Origin of the sequence: Rhizorhabdus dicambivorans, from assembly GCF_002355275.1 — a bacterium.
Classification (GTDB): Bacteria; Pseudomonadota; Alphaproteobacteria; order Sphingomonadales; family Sphingomonadaceae; genus Rhizorhabdus; species Rhizorhabdus dicambivorans.
Genome location: NZ_CP023449.1, coordinates 1,214,724 through 1,234,566, shown reverse-complemented (window position 1 = coordinate 1,234,566; position 19,843 = coordinate 1,214,724). Strand labels below are relative to the sequence as shown.

The window sequence follows — 19,843 nt, the reverse complement described above, 5'->3', positions numbered from 1 at the left end:
GCGCGCGGCAATCTGCTTGAGCCCGGCCCCGATCGCACGGCACATCGGCGAACCGACACAGGAGACGGACGATGGCGGGCGGGCGCATAGAGGACGGCGGCGAGGCCGATTATGTGATCATCGGCGCCGGATCGGCGGGCTGCGTGCTCGCCAACCGGCTGAGCGCCGACGGTCGCCACAAGGTGGTGGTGCTCGAGGCCGGCGCCGACGACCGGCCGAGCCGCAACCTGCTCGATCCGGCCCAGGCCATCGCCGACATCAACATCCACATGCCCGCCGGCTTCACGCGGATGCTGAAGGACCCCAAGGTCAACTGGAACTACATGACCGATCCCGATCCCGGCACCGAGGGGCGGCAGCACAGCTTCCCGCGCGGCAAGGTGCTGGGCGGCTCCTCCTCGATCAACGGCATGCTGTGGGTGCGCGGCCTGCCCGAGGATTATCAGGGCTGGCGGCAACTGGGCTGCGAAGGCTGGTCGTGGGACGATGTCGAGCCCTATTTCCGCCGCATCGAGCATCAGCATGGCGAAGGCCAGATCAGCGAGGCGCAGCCGGGGCCGCTCCACGTCAGCGACGTGCCGATGAAGCATCCGATGCTCGACGTGATGACCAGGGCCTTCGAGGAGGCCGGCGCCCCCGTCGCTGACGATCTGAACGGCACCACGCGCGAGGGCGTTGCCCGCGTCCGCCTGAACACCCGTAACGGCGTGCGCGTATCGGCGGCGGTCGCCTATCTCCATCCCGCGATGAAGCGCTCCAATCTGGAGGTGGTGATCCGCGCCCATGCCACCCGCATCCTGTTCGAGGGGAAGAAGGCGGTCGGCGTCGAATATGTGCATGGCGGGGTCCGCAGGCAGGTCCGCGCGCGGCGCGAGGTGATCCTGTCGGGCGGCGCGATCAACTCACCCCAGATGCTCGAACTGTCCGGAATCGGAAGCGGCGAGCGGCTGCGGGCGCTGGGCATCGAGGTTGTCGCCGACAGCCCCAGGGTGGGCGAGAACCTCCAGGACCATTACGCCTCGATGGTGCGCGCGCGGATGAAGCCGGGCAGCGCCGGCTTCAACGAACTGTCGCGCGGCGTCCGCCTCGCCGGGCAGATGCTGCGTTACGCCTTCGGGCGGAGCGGCCTGCTCGCGCTTGGCGGATCGAACCTCACCGCCTTCCTCAAGTCCGATCCGGCGCTCGACCTGCCCGACATCCAATTCTTCGCCAGCCCGGCGACGGTCGATTTCGTCGGCCTCGCCAAGCATGGCACCATGTCGATGGAGCGCGAGCCGGGCATGACGGTGGGCGGCTATGTGATGCGGCCGCGCTCGCGCGGGTCGATCCACATCACCACGCCCGACTATCGCGATCATCCCGCGATCAAGCCAAACTACCTCGCGGACGAAGCCGATCAGCGCGCCCAGGTGGGATCGCTGGTCTGGGCGCGGCGGATCATGCACAGCCCGGCGCTCGCCCCCTATTTCGACCATGAGCTGACACCCGGCGCCGAGGCCGACAGCCATGAGGCGCTGCTCGCCTTCGCGCGGGCGAGCGGGTCGACCGGCTATCACCAGAGCTGCACCTGCGCGATGGGCGTCGGGCCCGACGCGGTGGTCTCCCCCACCCTCCAAGTCAACGGCGTCGAGAGACTGCGCGTGGTCGACGCCTCGGTGATGCCCAACATCGTCTCCGGCAACACCCACGCCGCGACGGTGATGATCGCGGAGAAGGCATCAGACCTGATCCTGCTCGATGCGCGCTAGGTTCTAACGAACCGCTCACTCCGCCAGTGACGAAGGCGGCACGGCTCGCGACCGAAAATCGCTCATGTCGCGCTCCCGCGATCGACCTGAACCTGCTCGCCGAACAGCAGCAGCGACCGGTCGGTCGGCAGCGCCGCCCAGATATGCCGCGCGGCGGTGTCGACATCCATCACCCCTTCGCCACGCTCGATCTGCCCGCGGAGCATCGACGCGACCGGATAGTCGCGATCGGCCATCGCCGCGACATGGCGGGTGAGCCCGGTATCGACGAAGCCGGGGCGTACCGCCGTCACCCAGATATGGTCGCGCCCGCGCTGCGCCAGTTCGCGCCGCACCACCCGGACCCACATCTCCAGGGCCGCCTTGCCCGCGCAATATACAGACTGCCCTTCATAGGGCGACCGGGCCGAGGCCGAGGACATCATCACCAGCCCCGCCTCGCCCCCGAAACCGCTGTCGATCACCGCGCGCAGGAAGGCTTCGCCGAGCCGGATCGGCGCGGTCATGTTGGCGGTGATGTCGCGGGCATAATCCTCGACAGGGACCTCGCCCGCGAAACCGGTGAGCCCCTTGAGATGCGCATTCTGGATGAAGATCGCGCGCCGCCCCCGAAAGCCGGCGAGCGTCGAGCGGAAATGCGCCTCCACCGTCGCCCAGCTTTCCGGCTCGGCAAGGTCGAGAGGGACGCTTTCGATCGCGGGATGGGCGCGGCGCGACAGGTTGATAACCCGCGCGTCCGCATAAGGGATATTGCGCGACAGGCCGAGGCCGATTCCCTCGGTCGCACCCGAAATCCAGATCAGGCTATCGGCATTCTCCATGCCGACATAGCATCGCCGCGACGCCGCCCTGTCAAACCGCGCGCCCTGCTCCATCGCACTGGTGATGGGAGCTTCCCCCTGCTTGCGCCTCGCCGGAGCCGGCGCCATGGATTGAGCGATATTGTTCGCGTCCAGCACGCCGGGGACTTTCGATGGAACTGCTGCACGATCCGGAACTGGACAGGTTCCGCCAGGAAATCCGGGCCTTCATCGCCGAGGTGCTACCGCCCGAGATGAAGGCGCGCCAACGCACCAAGATCATGAACAATGCGACCATCGCGGACCAGCAGGAATGGATGCGCATCCTGAACCGCCATGGCCGCGCCGTCGCGCACTGGCCGGTCGAGCATGGCGGCTGCGGCTGGACCCCGCAGCAGCTGTTCATCTTCAACGAGGAACTCTACGCCGCCGACGCGCCGGAATTCGACTGGGGCGGCACCCATATGCTGGGGCCGGTGCTCTACACCTTCGGTTCGCCCGCGCAACGCGAGCACTTCATGCCGATGATCCGCAATGGCGAGACCTATTGGGCGCAGGGCTTCTCCGAGCCGGGATCCGGATCCGACCTCGCCTCGCTGCGCACCTCGGCCGAACTGCAGGGCGACAAATATATCGTCAACGGCCAGAAAATCTGGACCAGCGGCGCGGCACATGCCCGCTGGGGCTTCTTCCTGGTGCGCACCGACAAGAATGTGAAGCCACAGCGCGGCATCTCCTTCCTCATCATCAACATGGACAGCCCCGGCGTCACCGTGCGGCAGATCCCGCAGATCAACGGCGAGGCGCATCTCTGCGAGGTGTTCCTCGACAATGTCGAGGTGCCGGCCGACCAGCTGGTGGGCGAGCCCGGCATGGGCTGGACCTACGCCAAATTCCTGCTGGAGCATGAACGCACCACCTCCAGCTTCATCTACTGGAGCAAGCGGGAACTGGATCGGGCGAAGGAGATCGCCCGGGGTGAGACCGTGGGCGGCCGGCGGGTGTGTGACGATCCCGCCTTCCGCGCCCGCTTCGCCCGGGTGCAGGCCGATCTGCTGGCGCTCGAATGGTCGGTGCTGCGGGTACTGGCGCATGAGGAGACCGGCTTCCCCGAGGCAGCCGCCGCCTCGGTGCTGAAGATACGCGGGTCCGAGCTGCAGCAGGAGATCACCATGCTCCAGGTCGACGCGCTCGGCGCCAAGTCGCTGCGCTACTATGAGCCGACCCCGGATGCCCCCACGCCGAGCGCCGACTGGCCCGACTATGCGCCCGGCCGCACCACCATCGCCCTGATCGCGCGCGCCGCCACCATCTATGGCGGCTCCAAGCAGGTGCAGAAGAACATCCTCGCCAAGCTGGCCTACGGACTCTGAGGATCGCCAAATGGATTTCGCCAAGTCCGACATTCAGACGATGCTGCTCGACAGCGCCGAACGGCTGCTGGCCGACAGCGCGGGCGTCGAATATTGGCGCGAACAGCGCCACAATGCGCTCGGCTTCGACGAGGCCCGCTGGGCGCAGTTCGCCGAGCTCGGCTGGCTGGCGCTGCCCCTGCCGGAGGCGGCGGGCGGACTGGACGGCAGCGTCGAGGATGTCGCGCTGCTCAACATCGCCCTCGGCAAAGCGCTGGCGACCGAGCCCTATGTCAGTTCGGTGGTGCTCGCGACCCAGATATTGAAGCACGCCGCCGACGAAAGTGCCGCCGCCGAGCTGATGGGCGAGATCGCCACCGGCGCCTTGCGCATCGCACTCGCCCATCAGGAGCCGGGCGCCGATCCCCTCGCCACCGGCGCGGTGGCCGCGACCGCGCGGCGGACCGCCGACGGCTTCAGCCTGTCGGGCGCCAAGCTGATGGTGGCCGACGCGGCAAGCGCGGCGCGACTGATCGTCTCGGCGCGCATCGAGGGGGAGGACGGCGTCGCGCTGTTCCTTGTCCGGGCCGAGGCCGAGGGCGTGCAGGCGGACCATTATCCGCTGATCGACGGCACCCGCGCCGCCGATATCCGGCTCACCGACGTCCGCCTGCCCGCCAGCGCGCTGCTGGTTGGCGGCAATAGCGGCGAAGCGGTGCTCGACGAGGCGATCCATCGCGCCAGCGTTGCGCTGATGGCGCAGGCGGTGGGGGCGATGGAGGCCTGCATCCGCATCTGCGGCGACTATGCGAAGGAGCGCAAGCAGTTCGGCGTCGCGATCGGCTCCTTCCAGGCGATCCAGCACATATCGGCCGACATGTTCGTGGCGACGCACCAGGCGCGCTCGATGCTCTACCATGCGATCGCCACTGGCGATAAGCCCGCCGCCGAGCGCGCCGCCGCCCTCTCCGCCGCGCGGATCGTCATCGGCGAGGCCGGCCAGCTGGTCTCGCGCAACGGCATCCAGGTCCATGGCGGCTATGGCCTGACCGACGAATATGCGGTCAGCCATTATTTCCGCCGGCTGATGAGCCTCGAAAAGCAATATGGCGACCTGATCCGCCACACCGAGCGCTTCGGCGACAGCATCTTCGCCTAGCATCGCGGCCTCGGCGAGGCCAATATAGGCGGATGGGACGCAGGGCGGTCGCACCGCATATCGACGAGAGCCAAAGGGCGATCGAGGCGCATCACGCCCGCCACGGCACCATTCCGTCGATGGCCGGGCTCGCCCGCCTATGGGGCTATGCCAGCAAATCCTCCGCCGCGCGGCGGGTGGGCGAACTGGTGGAGGCCGGGGTGCTCGCCTGGTCGCCCGACCGGCGGCTGCGCCCCGGCCCCGCATTCCGCGTCGCCGGTGACACCCACCCCGTTCCCGCAGCGCAGGAGCCCGAACTCGACGAGGCGATGGAGCGTTGGTCGACCGGCTACGACCGCGAACTGACCCGCGCCTATATGATGACGGTGCGGCTGCTGCGGCTCGCGCGCAGCATCGAGGCCGGACTGGCCCGGACCGCCGCCAGCGAGGGGCTGAGCGCGGGCGAGGTACTGGTGCTCGATACTCTGTTCCGCGCGGGGCCGCCGCACGCGCTGGCGCCGACCGCGCTCAAGCGGCATTTCGTGATCTCACTGGCCGGGGTCGCCAAGCGGCTCGAACGGCTGCTCGCGCTCGGCCTGATCGAACGCGTCCCCAATCCCGACGACCGGCGCGGCATGCTGGTCCAGCTGACCGCTAGCGGCGTCGCCCTGCTCCGACGGCTGGTCGAGCTCGACCGCCATTCGCCCCACATCATGTGGCCGATGGACCTGTCCGAGCGGGACTATCGGGTGATGATGGACGGATTGCAGACCGCACAGGCGCTGATCGACGCGGACGAGAGAGATAATTAAGAACAAACGTTCTTTTATTGGAACTGAAATCCCTTGGTCAGCCGCTTATATCTCCCTGCATATTGCATATTCGTTCACATATACGATGGACTGTCCGACGTTTTTGCCGCTCAATTGAGAAACTAGGTGAAGTTTCCTATAAGCGAATCAACGGCCGGCGGCAGCCCGGCCGGCAAGGCGAGGATGCCGGACGATGCGAAGCAGATCACCCGATGTCAGGACCAGCGTCGAGGGCGGCGGATCACCGATCGACGTCGAGCGCCTGTTTCACAGCGCCCAGATCATCAGCGGGTCGTTCGACACGCTCGACGATGGCCTGAAAGGGCGCGTCGACAAGCTCGTCTCCTGGGTCAACGGCCAGATCAGGCTGGGCGGCGAGCGCAAGGAGGAGGTCGAGCTCCAGCTGCGCAAGCTGCTCGCCACCCGGCTGCGGCTGGCCGCCGACCGCAGGCGTATCCCCGCCATCGCCGGGGAGAAGATCGAGCGCCCGATCTTCGTGATCGGCTTCGCGCGCACCGGCACCACCCTGATCCATTCGCTGCTGGCCGAGGACCCCGGGGCCCGCGCGCCGCTGTGGTGGCACACCCATGACCCTTCCCCGCCCCCCGGCGAAGTGCCGGTGGTTCCCGAGCGGATCGAATATACCGGCAAGGAGCTGGACCGGCTGATCGCGCAGACGCCGGGGCTTCTGACCATGCACCCCTATTGGGACAAGCGCGGCCATTGCCTGATCGAGGATGAGGAGATCTTCACCCTCGATTTCCAGAACGCCTATCCGACCCTGCTCCATCGCCTGCCCGCGCTAGCGATGATCCTGGAGGCGGGCAGCGCGAAGGAGGCCTATGGCTTCCACCGCCAGTTCCTTCAGCATCTGCAATGGAACCAGGATCCGAAGCATTGGGTGGTGAAGGGCATCTACCACCAGTTCGTGCTCAAGGAGCTGTTCGAGGCCTATCCCGATGCGCTGTGCATCTGGCCGCATCGCGATCCGGCGGAGGTCCATCCCTCGACCATGGCGATCACCGCCGTCCTCTATGGCGCGATCACCAACTGGCAGATGGATTTCAAGGAGCTGGGCCCACTGTTCGTGCAGGGGATCGCCCAGTCGGTGGCAGCCGCGGTCGATAGCCCGTTCGTGGACGATCCGCGCATCCTGCACGTCGATTTCCGCAAACTGACCCGCGATCCGATCGCGATTGTCCGCAAGGCCTATGGCACGTGGGGGCTCGACTATAGCGACGCCTTCGAGGGCCGGATGAAGGCCTGGCTCGCCGATCCGGCCAACGCGCCCGATCGCTATGGCCGCTACCGCTACACGATGGAGCCCTATGGCCTGACCCGCGAGATGATCGAGGGCGCGTTCGAAGGCTACTCGAGGCGCTTCAAACTGGGAAAATTCGCATGACGACCAAGGCCCTGACGCATCTCCAGCGACTCGAAGCCGAGAGCATCCACATCATGCGCGAGGTGGTTGCCGAGGCCGAGCGTCCGGTGATGCTCTATTCGGTCGGCAAGGATTCGGCGGTGATGCTGCACCTCGCCAAGAAGGCCTTCTATCCATCGCCGCCGCCCTTCCCGCTGCTCCATGTCGACACGACCTGGAAGTTCAAGGCGATGTATGAGCTGCGAGACAAGGCCGCCCGCGACGCGGGGATGGAACTGCTCGTCCACCACAATCCTGAGGCCGAGGAACGCGGCATCAACCCGTTCGACCATGGCCCCTTGCACACCGACATGTGGAAGACCGAGGGGCTAAAGCAGGCGCTCGACAAATATGGCTTCGACGCGGCCTTCGGGGGCGCGCGCCGCGACGAGGAGAAGAGCCGCGCCAAGGAGAGGGTATTCAGCTTCCGCTCGGCCAATCACCGCTGGGACCCGAAGAACCAGCGGCCCGAGCTGTGGAATCTCTACAATGCCCGCAAGGCCAAGGGCGAGAGCATCCGCGTCTTCCCGATCAGCAATTGGACCGAGCTCGACATCTGGCAGTATATCCATCTCGAGGGCATCGAGATCGTGCCGCTTTATTTCTCGGCCCCGCGTCCGACCGTGGAGCGTGACGGCCTGCTGCTGATGGTCGACGACGACCGCTTCCGGCTGAAGCCCGGCGAGACGCCCGTGGAGCGCTCGATCCGCTTCCGCACGCTCGGCTGCTACCCGCTGACCGGCGCGGTCGAGAGCGAGGCGAAGACCCTGCCCGAGGTGATCCAGGAGATGCTGCTGACGACGACCTCCGAACGGCAGGGCCGCGCGATCGACAAGGATGCCGGCGACGCCTCGATGGAGAAGAAGAAGCAGGAAGGATATTTCTGATGAGCGGCACTTATGAATATGAGGCCGACGCCCTCATCGCCGAGGATATCGAAGCCTATCTCGCCCAGCACCAGCATAAGAGCCTGCTGCGTTTCATCACCTGCGGATCGGTCGACGACGGGAAGTCGACGCTGATCGGCCGCCTGCTCTACGACTCGAAGATGATCTTCGAGGATCAGCTCGCGGCGCTGGAGGCGGACAGCAAGCGGGTCGGAACGCAAGGGCAGGAGATCGACTTCGCCCTCCTCGTCGACGGCCTCGCCGCCGAGCGCGAACAGGGCATCACCATCGACGTCGCCTATCGCTTCTTCGCGACCGACAAGCGCAAGTTCATCGTCGCCGATACGCCCGGCCACGAGCAGTACACCCGCAACATGGTGACCGGCGCGAGCACCGCCGACCTCGCGGTGATCCTGATCGACGCGCGCAAGGGCGTGCTGACCCAGACCCGCCGGCACAGCTATCTCGCCCACCTGATCGGCATCCGGAACATCGTCCTCGCCGTCAACAAGATGGACCTGGTCGGCTATGATCAGGCCGTCTTCGACCGGATCGTCGCCGACTACCGCCAGTTCGCGGACTCGATCGGCATCGCCGATTTCGTCGCCATGCCGATCTCCGGCTTCAAGGGCGACAACATCACCGCCGCCTCGCCCAACACGCCCTGGTATTCGGGCCCGGCCCTGCTGCCACATCTGGAAACGGTGCAGGTCGATACCGCCGCGATGCAGGCCCGGCCGTTCCGCATGGCGGTGCAGTGGGTCAACCGGCCCAATCTCGATTTCCGGGGATTCTCCGGCCTGATCTCCAGCGGCACGGTCAGGCCCGGCGACGCGATCCGCGTACTGCCCTCGGGCAAGACATCGACCGTGGCGAGGATCGTGACATTCGATGGCGATCTCGACCAGGCCATCGCCGGCCAGTCGGTGACGCTGACCATGGCCGACGAGATCGACTGCTCACGCGGCGACGTCATCACCATTGCCGACGAGCCCGTCCAGGCCGCCGACCAGTTCGAGGCGACGGTCGTCTGGATGGACGAGGCCGAGATGCTGCCCGGCCGCCCCTATTGGCTGAAGCTCGGCACCCAGACCGTCTCGGCGACGGTGCATGCGCCCAAATATCAGGTGAACGTCAATTCTATGGAGCATCTCGCGGCGAAGACGCTCGATCTCAACGCGATCGGCGTCGTCACCCTCGCCACCGACCGGGCGATCGCCTTCGAGCCCTATGCCGACAACCGCGATCTCGGCGGCTTCATCCTGATCGACAAGATGACCAACGCGACGGTGGCGGCGGGCATGCTCCACTTCGCGCTGCGCCGCGCCCAGAACGTCCACTGGCAGGCAACCGACGTCACCCGCGAGAAGCGCGCCGACCTGAAGAACCAGAAGCCCGCCGTGCTGTGGTTCACCGGGCTTTCGGGTGCGGGCAAGTCGACCATCGCGAATCTGGTCGAGAAGAAGCTGACCCGGATGAACCGGCACAGCTTCCTGCTCGACGGCGACAATGTCCGCCACGGCCTGAACAAGGATCTGGGCTTCACCGACGCCGACCGGATCGAGAATATCCGCCGCGTCGGTGAGGTCGCGCGGCTCATGACCGATGCCGGGCTGGTGGTGATAACCGCCTTCATCTCCCCCTTCCGGGCGGAGCGCGAGATGGTGCGGGCGATGATGGCGCCGGGCGAGTTCGTCGAAGTGCATATCGACACGACGCTGGCCGAGGCCGAGAAGCGCGACGTGAAGGGCCTCTACAGGAAAGCGCGGTCGGGCGAGCTCAAGAACTTCACCGGCATCGACAGCCCCTATGAACCGCCCGAAGCGCCAGAGATTCGCATCGATACCAGTGCGATGACCGCCGAACAGGCCGCGGACCATATCGTCGACCGGCTGCTGGGAGACGCGCAATGACCGACGCCGAACTGGCCGCGCATCTCGCCGAGACCGCCGGGCGCATCCTGACCGAGGTCCGCGCATCGGGGCTGTTCGGGACGAAGGCGCTAGGCAAGGCGGGCGACCAGACCGCCAACCAGTTCCTCTGCCACGCGATCCGCGAGCAGCGGCCCGAGGACGGGCTTCTCTCAGAAGAGAGCAAGGACACAGAGGAGCGGCTGGGCAAATCGCGGGTGTGGATCATCGACCCGGTCGACGGCACCCGCGAATATGGCGAGGCGCGCGCCGACTGGGCGGTGCATGTCGCGCTCACGATCGACGGCGTTCCCGCGATCGGCGCGGTGGCCCTGCCGGGCCTCGATGGCGGCGTCGTCCTGCGCACCGACCGCCCGGCACCGGTGCCGCCCGCGCCCGATCGCCTGCGCATGCTGGTCAGCCGCACCCGCCCCGCCGCCGAGGCGGTCGACGTCGCCGACAGGCTGGGCGCCGAGCTGGTGCCGATGGGATCGGCCGGCGCCAAGGCGATGGCGGTGGTGCGCGGCGAGGCCGACATCTACCTCCACTCCGGCGGCCAATATGAGTGGGATAGCTGCGCGCCCGCCGCCGTCGCGCTGGCGCACGGCCTGCACGCCTCGCGGATCGACGGCAGCCCGCTGCACTACAACCAGCGCGATGTCTACATGCCCGACCTGCTGATCTGCCGGCAGGAGCATGCCGCGCGGGTGCTCGGCCTGATCGGCACGGCGAAAGCGGCGGCATGATGGCCAACCCTATCGCCAATGCCGGTCAGCTCGCGGCCGAGGAGGAGGTGCGCCAGATGTGGACGCTGCCCCAGACGCGCGCCGCGCGGGACATCGCTGCCGGCCACTGGCGGGTCGCCCATGGCGACGATATTCCCCCCGGGCTGCTCGACAGCTTCGACGACGCGATGGACGGCTGGGTCACCAACTATCTTTTCAAGGCGACCGCGATCGATCCGGCGGCGCCGCGCCTTGTCCGCAACTTCATGCCGACCTATCGCTGGAACGGCGCCGACGTGCCCGACGCGCGGATGGGCGGCGACAATCCCGACAATTGCTACCGGCTCGCGGGCATCGCCCCCGATGGACGCTACCGGATCAGCGGCCGCATCCTCGACAGCCGGCCGGCGCATGTCTCCTTCACGCTGGTCGAGAATTGGGGAACCTCGATCACGGTGGCGACGCTGGAACTGCCCGGCATCGCGGTGGAGGCCGATGGAAGCTTCACCATCACGATCGATGCCGAGGCTTCCAATGGCCGGCCCAACCACCTGACCAGCACGCCGCGCAGCAAATTCCTGTTCATCCGCGACAGCCTGATGGACTGGTCGCGCGAGACCCCGCTCGATCTCCATATCGAGCGGCTCGATGCGGCACCTGCGCTCGGCCTGGAGGAGCGGCTCGACGAGGCGCTGCGGCGGATGCGCGAGGATGTGCCGCTCTATTACTGGTTCTTCCGCCTCTCGACCGGCAAGCCGGTCAACACGATGGTGCAGCCGGTGCGGGTCGCGGGCTATGGCGGACTCATCACCCAGGCGAGCAGCCTCGGCCATTTCCACCTGGAGGACGACCAGGCCGCGATCGTCCGCTTCGATCCGGCGGGCGCCTGCTACAACAGCTTTCAGATGGCAATGTGGTGGTATCGCTCGATCGATCCGCACCGCATCCAGTCCGGGCTGACCGCCGCCCAGGCCGAACCCAATGCCGACGGCACGATCAGCGTCGTCGTCTCGGCGCGCGATCCCGGCATCGCCAATTGGGTGGATACCGGCGGGCTGAAGAATCTGCTGCCGATGATCCGCTGGCAGGGCATCCCCGCCGCGCACGTCCGGGAAGGGCCGCGTCACTGGCTCGATATCGTGCCCTTCGCCGAGATCGACCAGCATGTCCCCGACGCGACCCGGATCGATGCGGTCGAACGCGAGCGACGTATCGCCCAGCGGCGGCGCGACTGGGACCGGCGGACGACGGCCTGAAATTTCGTCGTCCCGGCCCTCGCCGGGGCGACGCTGTATGTCAGCCTTCGGCCAGCATCCGCGTCCAGCCATGGAGCCGCGCCCAGAGCAGTTCGCGCGTCGAGGCGAAATTGTGCATATGCGCCATGCGCGGCACGATGAAGACGCCGATGTCGGGCGAGGCGCTATAGGCCGACGGCTCGGCGCGCGGATCGGGGCAGGTGTCGCGCTCGCCGACGGCGACCAGCACCGGCACCGTGATCCGCGCCGCATCGGCGGAGAAGCAGCCCGGCGTCATCATCTGCACCGCGCAATGGGGGATGGTCAGGCTGCCGAAATCGGGCGCCGTCCGGCGGATCGGATAGCCGCCTTCCATGTCCGCTTCCAATATGTCGGCGGGCACGTCCTCCCAGTGGAAGGGATAGACATAGTCGACATCTTCGTGGGGCGTCGTCAGATGACTATGGGAGCTGTCGCCAACGCTGATCTCGTCGAACCGCCGCTTGCCCGCTTCGAATTCCTCGGCGTTGCGCTGGGGAAGCGCGGTGTGGATCGCGCTGACCCCGCAGGGGGCGATCGCATCGAAGGTCCCGAAACGCCCCTGCGCGAGGATAGTGACGCCGCCGCCCATCGACTGGCCCATGCCCATGCGGAACAGGCCCGGACAGGCAGGGAATCCGGGATCGAGCGTCCCCTGCTCGATCATCGCCGCGATCTGGCGAACGCAACTGTCATGGGTCGCGGCGAGCGTCTGGAAGCTGATCCGCGACAGGTCCGGAATACTGCTTTCGCCGACGCCGACATGATCGATCGCGATATAGACGGTGCCGCGCGCCACATGCCAGGCGGCCTCGTCATAGCCGTCATGACCGGCGAAGCTCAGATAATAATAGGCCCGCGAATAACCGCCGCCGGGCACCGCGAAGATCGCCACCGGGCGCTTCGGTATCGCCGCCGGATCGGGCAGGAAGATACTCACCGCCATCTCGACCGGCTCGCCCAGCCCGGCCGCCCCGCTGACGTCGATCCGCCGTTCGATCCGCTGCATCCTCGCTCTCCCTTCAGGCGGACCATGCCCATCCGCCGCGCGGCGTGGAAGGTTGCGGCCCATCCCATCACCCATTCGATGAGATGCATGGCCCGCTTGTCGCGTGTGCGGGCCTGAGCCACCTCTGACGGTCCACGGCAGGGAGAAGGCCATGAACGACGCCCCGACATTGGTGACCGGCGCCACCGGCGCGCAGGGTGGCGCGGTCGCCCGGGCGCTGCGCGCGCAAGGCCGCCCGGTCCGGGCGATGGTCCGCGACCGGACATCGGCTTCGGCTACGGCCCTGGCCGATATCGGCTGCGACGTCGCCGAGGGCAGCTATGAAGACCAGACCCTGCTCGATCGGGCGATTGCGGGGTGCGGGGCCGTCTTCTCGGTGCAGCTCGCGCCGTCCCCGGCCGATCCCGATAGGGAGCGCCGACAGGCCGGTGCGCTGGTCGCGGCGGCGCGGCGCGCCGGGGTCGCGCAGTTCGTCCACAGCTCGGTCTCCAACACCGGCGACTTCGAAACGATGGCGGGCTGGGCAGAGGGTCGGTGGGAGCCCAATTACTGGCGGAGCAAGGCCGACGCCGAAGCGCTGGTGCGCGAGGCGGGTTTCGCCAGCCACACGCTGCTGCGCCCCGCCTTCATGATGGAGAATTTCGCCGAGCCCAAGGCGGGATCGATGTTCCCCGACCTGCAGCAGGGCCGCATCCTGACCGCGACCGAGCCCGACACCCGGATCGCACTGGTCGCCGCCGATGATATCGGTGCGGCGGCGGCACTGGCCATCGCCGAGCCCGCCCGTTTCAATGGTGCGGCAATCGAACTGGCGGGCGATCATCTCACCCTGGGTGAGGTCGCGGCGGCGATCGGTGCGGCCAGGGGCGTTCCGATCATTGCTGAGACGCGCGGCTATGACGAACTGGTCCTGCGCGGCCAGCATGATGGCTGGGTGCGGACCCAGCTCTGGCTCAACGTCGTCGGCTATCCGGCGCGGCCCGCGCAGATGGAAGCGATCGGCCTCCATCCCATATCCTTCGCGGAATGGCTCCATGGCCACTGCGACGCCATCCTGATCGACCGGGCCGGATAGGATGCACGCCGGCTTCGGCCCGATCCGCCAGATGGGCTATGTCGTCCGCGACATCGAAACCGCGATGAACGCCTGGGCGGACAGGCTGCGCATCGGCCCCTGGTTCTACAATCCGCGCCTCGCCCTCAGCCATTACCGGTTCCGGGGTACCGATTATCCCGATTTCGACATGAGCTACGCCCTCACCAATTCGGGCGACATGCAGATCGAACTCATCCAGCAGCGCTGCGATACGCCGAGCCTTTATCGCGAGCATCTCGACCGTCATGGCGAAGGGCTCCAGCATATCTGCGTCTGGCCGGCCGACTATGACGCCTGCTTCGCGCTGGCGGAGACGAGCGGGCTGACGGTGGCGCAGGAGGGCCGCTTCGGCCGCATCCGCTTCGCCTATTTCGAGGATGCCGCGCATGGCGGCACCAGCCTGGAGATATCCGAACTGGTGCCCGGCCGCCTGCCCGGCATCGGGCGCATCCGCGCCGCCGCCCTCGATTGGGATGGGAGCGAGCCGATCCGCCCTTATCCCTGATCCGCGGACGTGACGGGTTCGATCCGGACCGGAATCGCGCCCATGCGCGGGATACCGGTGATCGGATCATAGTCGACCTCGGCCGACATCAGCCGGCCCGTGTTGGCACCGCTTCCGCGCGGATCATCGTCCCCGGGATTACGGCCGAAACCATGCGCCATCGAAACCGTGCCCGGCCGGAGCGCCGCCTCTCCCTCCGCAATGCCGACGATTTCGCCATGGGGGGAGGAAATGCCGATCAGGTCGCCATCGGCCAAGCCCAGCGCCGCCATGTCGGAAGGGTTCATATAGGCCGCATTATAAGGCTTCCGCGCGAGCTGGGCGTAGCGACGGCCGAACGAGTTGAGCATGTTGTTGAGCCGACGCGGCACGAGGCGGAAGGGATAGTCGGCCTCGATCGCGCGATTGTCCTCTGCCAGGACGGCGGCAAGCTCGTCGAGCATCGGGCCGGCCGCCAGTTCCAGCCGCGCGTCATTGCCCGGTTCGCGCGGGCCGATGCGCTGGTCGCACTCGAAGATCTGGCCGTTGGGGTTCTGTTTTACCTGGTCCAGCGGCACCCGCGAATGGCGATGGGCCATCGCGATGAGCTGATCGGTGGTCGGCTTCGGGCCGCTGGGATCGAGGATGAAGTCGACCGGCGCATGCTCGGCCTGCGGGCCGTTGCCGAAATAGGTCGTCACCGGGATCTTCAGGCCCAGCCGTTCCGCAAGCCCCCAGAAGAATTCCCAATCCTCGATCACGTCGCTTCCCTCGGGTGGGTCGACGATCGCCGGGGTATAGGCGGCATAGGGCTGATCGAAGCCGCGCGTCGTGCCGTAATATTTGACGCTCTCCGGCATGCAGGTCGTCATCGGCGTCTCCAGCGTCAGCCGGGGCGCGATCACATAGTCGGAAAGCTCGGCGGTCGCGGTCATCTCGGTGTCGATGGTGACGAGCAGGTCGAGGTCGTTGAGCGCGGCGAAGGCCTTGGCCTGGTCGGGCCAGGCCATCATCGGATTGCCACCGCAGACGATCAGCGCGCGGACCCTGCCCTCGCCAGGCAGCAATATCTCGTCGGACAGCGCGGCAGCGGACAGCCCGCTCACGCAGCCGCCGAGCCCGCGCACCCGCAGGCGCGGCTCGAAACCCCAGCCCTGGAACGGCGGCCAGGGCTGCGCCCGCGCATCGAAGCCGGGGAGCAGGACATTGGGCTTGGTCAGCCGCTCGCCCTCGCGCGCCCAGCGTCCGCACAAAGTGGCGAGGCAGAGGGCGAGATATTCGGTGAGCGTCGAATGGGTCGCGAAGCTCGGCCCGGTGCCGCAGCTGACGCCCGAATAGCCGGCCTGCGCGAAAACCCGCGCCGCCTCCATCAGGTCGGCTTCCGGCACGTCCGCCCGCGCCGCGACATAGCTGGGGGTGAACGGCGCGACGGCGGCACGCAGCGCCTCCAGCCCACGGGCGTTCGCGGCGACGAAATCGGCGTCGAACAGCGCCTCTTCGAGGATGATGTGGATCAGGCCGGCAAGCAGCGTCGGATCCTCGCCGGGGCGCGGCTGGAGGTGGATATAAGCGCGCTTCGCCGTCTCCGTCCGGCGCGGATCGATGACGATCAGCTTCGCGCCCTTGTCGACCAGCCGCTTGAGGAACAGCCCCGGATTCTGGCCGGGAAAACCCGGCGACTTGCTGATCACCGGATTGATGCCGACGAACAGCCATGCATCGGCGCTGTCGACCGGCGGCTGGCCCCCCTGCCACATGCCGTGCAGGGCCAGCGCGATCAATATGCCGGGCTTGTCGATCGAACCCGCCGTGAAGAACATCGGCGAGCCGAGCGCGCGCAGCCAGCCGGCGGCGATCGAATAGCTGGCGATGAACGGCACGCTGCCCATGCCGACATAGACGGCGACCGAGCGCGGCCCATGCTCGTCGACGATCGCGCGGAGGCGGCCGGCGATCTCGTCGAGCGCCTGCCCCGACGCGATCGGCTCATGGCCGCAGCCGGGCCGCCGCTTCAACGATCGGGTCAGCCGCGACGGCCCATGGTGCTGCTCGGGCAGCGCCCGCGCTTTGGGGCAGATATAGCCGCCGTAGAGCGGCGCCGCCGGATTGCCGGCGACGGCGACGGCGCGGCCCTGCTCGACCGATACGATGATCGGGCAATAGGCCGTGCACAGCCGGCACAGACTGGTCCGGGTCTCGGCCATCGCCGCTCTCCGTCTGCTGGGGTCAGTCGACCAGCCGCTTCACCTTGCGGTCGCGATCGAGCGCGGGATCGAGATAGCGGCCGACCTTATAGTCCCCCATGATCGTGGTGCGCCGGGCGCGGCGCTTGCAATGGAGCGGCACGCCGTTGGCACCGTGAATCACCCGCCAATTGTCCCACACCACCATGTCGTTCTTCTGCCAGTCGTGGAAATAGGCGAACGCCGGATCAACGAGGTAGGAGGCGACCTCTTTCAGCAGCGCGTCGCTCTCGTCGGCATCCATGCCGAGGATGTAGCGCGCATGCATCGGCGAAAGCTTGAGCACCTTCCGGCCGGTCTCGACCTGGGTGATGACCATCGGGTGCACCACCGGCGGAAAATCATAGCTGGGCTCCTTCGCCGGCTTTTCACGCGGCAGCGCCTTTATGTCCTCGGGGAAGCCATATTGGCCCGAGACGAAATCGGGGTTGAACAGATAGACGACCTCCAGCCCCTCGATCCGCGCCTTCAGATCGTCGGGCAGCCGGTTCCAGGCGCCGACCGCGTCGATGAAGCCGGTCTCACCCATCTCGGGCGAGGGCATTTCCATCCGCAGCACCGCGCCGCGCACGATGGTCGGCATGAACGACTGGTCCCAGTGCCAGCCGAGCCAGCCGGCACGATCGATGCCGCCGACATTGTAATGCTGCTGGAAGCGCGGCGCCTTGTCGTCGGGATCATAGGCCAGCGTCATCATATACTGGTTGTTGGGGTCGTTCATGTCGGCGGTGGCGGCAGGCTCCATGTCTCCGAAGATCCGGCTGAGCCGCATCTGCGCCTCGTCGTCCTGATCGGCGCCCCGGAACAGCAGGATGCCGTGCTCGATCCAGGCATCGCGGATCGCCTGCTCGGTGGCGGCGTCGATCGGGCGGCTCAGATCGACCCCGATGATCTCGGCGCCGAATCCGGACGCCAGCGGGCGGGTGGAGATTTTCGTATCGGTCAGCATGCTATGGCCTCCGGTTGATTGATGGTTCGTCTGAGATCCTGGACGCAGCGATAGGCGTCGCGCACCGCCTCCCCGATCCGCGCGACCCGCACCGAGTCGCCGATCGGCACGACCGGCACCGGCAGATGGGCCAGCGCGTCGGCGATGCGGGTGTCGGGCACCAATCCATGGGCGAGAAGCAGCGCAGCGGCCGGCTGACGCCGGGTTTCGCCCTTGCTCTGGAGGATGACCGCATCGCCATCGATCCCGGTCACCGCGCTATGATCGGCGACGGTGATCGCCGCATTGGCGCGCAGCCGCTGGAGCAGGTGCATGCGGTAGAGCGGCTCGGCATTGCGCGCGAGCAGAGCCGCGTCGGAGCGGCTGACGAGCAGGACATGATGGCCCTGCTTGGCGAGATGCTCGGCGGTCTCGGTGCCGGTCTCGCCGCCGCCATAGATCAGGATCGGCCGTTCGGGCGAGGACGGGGGCAGCGCGACATCGCCGAGCAGCAGTGCGAAGGCAGGGTGGACCGGTACGTCGCCCACGCCGTCCAGCGCCAGCGGCGCGAGCTTCGATCCCGCCGCGACCACGACGACGTCGGGCCGCTCGGCGTCGACATGGTCGGCCGTAGCCTCCACGCCCAGCCGCAGGTCGACCCGGCTCGCCGCCAGCCGCCGCTGGAGGAAATCATGATACCAAAACAGCTTTTCCTTGTTCGGCGGCGTTGCCGAGGTGATCAGGTTGCCGCCTGCGCCATGCCGCTTCTCGAACAGGGTCACCGCGAAGCCGGCCTGGTCGAGCAGCAGCGAGGCGGCGATGCCGCCCGGCCCCGCCCCCACCACGACGGCGCGCAGGCCCTGGCCGAAATCGTCGATCGGCGGATCGGTCTCATGGCCGCAGCGCGGATTTTCGGCGCAGCTCACGCCCCGGTTGCCCCCGGTTTCCTTGATGCACCAGTTGCAAGAGGTGCAGGGCCGGATATCGTCAGTCCGGCCCATCCGCGCCTTGTTCGGCCAGAGCGGATCGGCGAGCAGCGCGCGACCGAGCGAAACCATGTCGGTGTCGCCCGCTGCGATCGCGGCCTCGGCCATCTCCGGCCGGCGGATCACCCCGGCGCAGATTACCGGCTTGCCCGTCGCCGCGCGGATGCGGCGCGCCATCGGCAGGCGCCAGCCTTCGTCGATCGACATCGGCTCGACGATCACGTCGACCCGGTCGAGCGAGCCGCAGGAAATATCGATCGCATCGACCCCGGCCTCGCACAGGCGCGGCGCGATCGCCTCACCGTCCTCGATGGTCAGCCCGCCCTCGATGAAGTCCGATACCGACATGCGGTAGAGCAACGGCATGTTGCCGATCGCGGCGCGGACCGCCTTCACCACCTCCAGCGGGAAGCGCAGCCGCCGCTCGAAATCGCCGCCCCAATCATCATCGCGCCGGTTGACCAGCGGCGAGAGGAATTGCTGGAGCAGATAGCCATGCGCCCCATGGAGCATCACCGCGTCGTAACCGACCTGCGCGGCGAGCGCGGCGGCATCGGCATAGCGCTGGACGATGTGGGGAATCTCGTCCGCCTCCAGCGCGCGGGGCACCGCGTTCAGGTACAGCGACTTCAACGGCACCGCCGAGGGCGCCACCGGCTGGCGGCCGAGCACCGACTCGCGCGACTGGCGGCCGGCATGGCTGAGCTGGACGCAGGCGCGGGCGCCGCCCGACTGGATCGCCGCCGCCAGCTTGCCATGGCCCGAGCGGTAGAAGGGCGAGTCGAGCCGCAGCTGCGGCGCCATCGAGCTGAACCCCTCCTGCCCGTCGACGCAGGTATATTCGACCACGACCATGCCGACGCCGCCCAGCGCGCGCTCGCGATAATAGGCGATCGCCTCTTTCGACACCGATCCGTCGGCATTGCCGAGATGGCTTTCCATCGGCGCCATGATGATGCGGTTCTTCAGGCGCATGTCGCGGATCGCGAAGGGCGCGAAGAGATGCGGGAAGTCCATTGCCTCTCCCT

Annotated in this window: 16 protein-coding genes; 11 read left to right on the top strand and 5 right to left on the bottom strand. The window is 67.4% G+C overall.

What is annotated here, in order from left to right; all coding sequences use genetic code 11:
• Nucleotides 1–71: 71 nt before the first annotated feature.
• Nucleotides 72–1,748, top strand: a complete 1,677-nt coding sequence (locus tag CMV14_RS05900) for a GMC family oxidoreductase (RefSeq protein ID WP_066968836.1) — start codon at nt 72–74, stop codon at nt 1,746–1,748.
• Nucleotides 1,749–1,810: 62 nt separating this feature from the next.
• On the opposite strand, the gene CMV14_RS05895 is transcribed toward CMV14_RS05900, so the two are convergent.
• Entirely contained in the window at nt 1,811–2,677 is an 867-nt protein-coding gene (locus CMV14_RS05895) for an SDR family NAD(P)-dependent oxidoreductase (protein WP_238147207.1), read from the bottom strand.
• 44 nt (nt 2,678–2,721) lie between these two features.
• On the opposite strand from CMV14_RS05895, the gene CMV14_RS05890 reads away from it, so the two are divergent.
• The 8 genes from CMV14_RS05890 (at nt 2,722) to CMV14_RS05855 (ending at nt 12,051) form a co-directional block, all read left to right on the top strand.
• The gene (locus CMV14_RS05890) at nt 2,722–3,921 is read left to right on the top strand and encodes an acyl-CoA dehydrogenase family protein (RefSeq protein ID WP_066968838.1); all 1,200 of its coding nucleotides are present in this window, start codon (nt 2,722–2,724) and stop codon (nt 3,919–3,921) included.
• A 10-nt stretch (nt 3,922–3,931) separates the two neighbouring features.
• The gene (locus CMV14_RS05885) at nt 3,932–5,059 is read left to right on the top strand and encodes an acyl-CoA dehydrogenase family protein (protein ID WP_066968840.1); all 1,128 of its coding nucleotides are present in this window, start codon (nt 3,932–3,934) and stop codon (nt 5,057–5,059) included.
• Nucleotides 5,060–5,091: 32 nt separating this feature from the next.
• Nucleotides 5,092–5,850, top strand: a complete 759-nt coding sequence (locus CMV14_RS05880; protein WP_066968842.1) for a MarR family winged helix-turn-helix transcriptional regulator — start codon at nt 5,092–5,094, stop codon at nt 5,848–5,850.
• A gap of 193 nt (nt 5,851–6,043) precedes the next feature.
• Nucleotides 6,044–7,255 (top strand): sulfotransferase, encoded by a 1,212-nt coding sequence (locus CMV14_RS05875; protein ID WP_066968844.1) that lies wholly within the window; start codon nt 6,044–6,046, stop codon nt 7,253–7,255.
• Nucleotides 7,252–8,160: a sulfate adenylyltransferase subunit CysD gene (gene cysD, locus CMV14_RS05870; RefSeq protein WP_066968846.1), complete on the top strand. Its 909-nt coding sequence runs from the start codon at nt 7,252–7,254 to the stop codon at nt 8,158–8,160. The genes CMV14_RS05875 and cysD overlap by 4 nt, the downstream gene beginning before the upstream one ends.
• Nucleotides 8,160–10,073 (top strand): sulfate adenylyltransferase subunit CysN, encoded by a 1,914-nt coding sequence (gene cysN, locus CMV14_RS05865; protein WP_066968848.1) that lies wholly within the window; start codon nt 8,160–8,162, stop codon nt 10,071–10,073. The genes cysD and cysN overlap by 1 nt, the downstream gene beginning before the upstream one ends.
• Nucleotides 10,070–10,816 (top strand): 3'(2'),5'-bisphosphate nucleotidase CysQ, encoded by a 747-nt coding sequence (locus tag CMV14_RS05860; RefSeq protein WP_066968850.1) that lies wholly within the window; start codon nt 10,070–10,072, stop codon nt 10,814–10,816. The genes cysN and CMV14_RS05860 overlap by 4 nt, the downstream gene beginning before the upstream one ends.
• Nucleotides 10,813–12,051: a hypothetical protein gene (locus CMV14_RS05855; protein WP_238147206.1), complete on the top strand. Its 1,239-nt coding sequence runs from the start codon at nt 10,813–10,815 to the stop codon at nt 12,049–12,051. The genes CMV14_RS05860 and CMV14_RS05855 overlap by 4 nt, the downstream gene beginning before the upstream one ends.
• A 40-nt stretch (nt 12,052–12,091) precedes the next feature.
• On the opposite strand, the gene CMV14_RS05850 is transcribed toward CMV14_RS05855, so the two are convergent.
• A complete protein-coding gene (locus tag CMV14_RS05850) occupies nt 12,092–13,078 on the bottom strand; it encodes an alpha/beta fold hydrolase (RefSeq protein ID WP_066968852.1) in 987 nt (328 codons plus the stop codon).
• Nucleotides 13,079–13,229: 151 nt separating this feature from the next.
• On the opposite strand from CMV14_RS05850, the gene CMV14_RS05845 reads away from it, so the two are divergent.
• Together CMV14_RS05845 and CMV14_RS05840 are read left to right on the top strand one after the other, a co-directional pair.
• Entirely contained in the window at nt 13,230–14,153 is a 924-nt protein-coding gene (locus tag CMV14_RS05845) for an NmrA family NAD(P)-binding protein (protein ID WP_066968854.1), read from the top strand.
• Nucleotide 14,154: 1 nt separating this feature from the next.
• Nucleotides 14,155–14,679 (top strand): VOC family protein, encoded by a 525-nt coding sequence (locus tag CMV14_RS05840; RefSeq protein WP_066968856.1) that lies wholly within the window; start codon nt 14,155–14,157, stop codon nt 14,677–14,679.
• Here CMV14_RS05840 and CMV14_RS05835 read toward each other — a convergent pair.
• The 3 genes from CMV14_RS05835 to CMV14_RS05825 are packed head-to-tail and all read right to left on the bottom strand — an operon-like array spanning nt 14,670 to nt 19,832.
• Nucleotides 14,670–16,862: a molybdopterin-containing oxidoreductase family protein gene (locus CMV14_RS05835; RefSeq protein WP_066968858.1), complete on the bottom strand. Its 2,193-nt coding sequence runs from the start codon at nt 16,860–16,862 to the stop codon at nt 14,670–14,672. The genes CMV14_RS05840 and CMV14_RS05835 overlap by 10 nt on opposite strands.
• Nucleotides 16,863–16,884: 22 nt before the next feature.
• Nucleotides 16,885–17,850 carry a TauD/TfdA dioxygenase family protein gene (locus CMV14_RS05830; RefSeq protein WP_066968860.1) on the bottom strand — a complete coding sequence of 322 codons (966 nt, stop codon included), beginning with the start codon at nt 17,848–17,850 and terminating at the stop codon, nt 16,885–16,887.
• A complete protein-coding gene (locus tag CMV14_RS05825; RefSeq protein WP_066968863.1) occupies nt 17,844–19,832 on the bottom strand; it encodes an oxidoreductase in 1,989 nt (662 codons plus the stop codon). Before CMV14_RS05825 ends, CMV14_RS05830 begins: the two co-directional genes overlap by 7 nt.
• Nucleotides 19,833–19,843 lie beyond the last annotated feature (11 nt).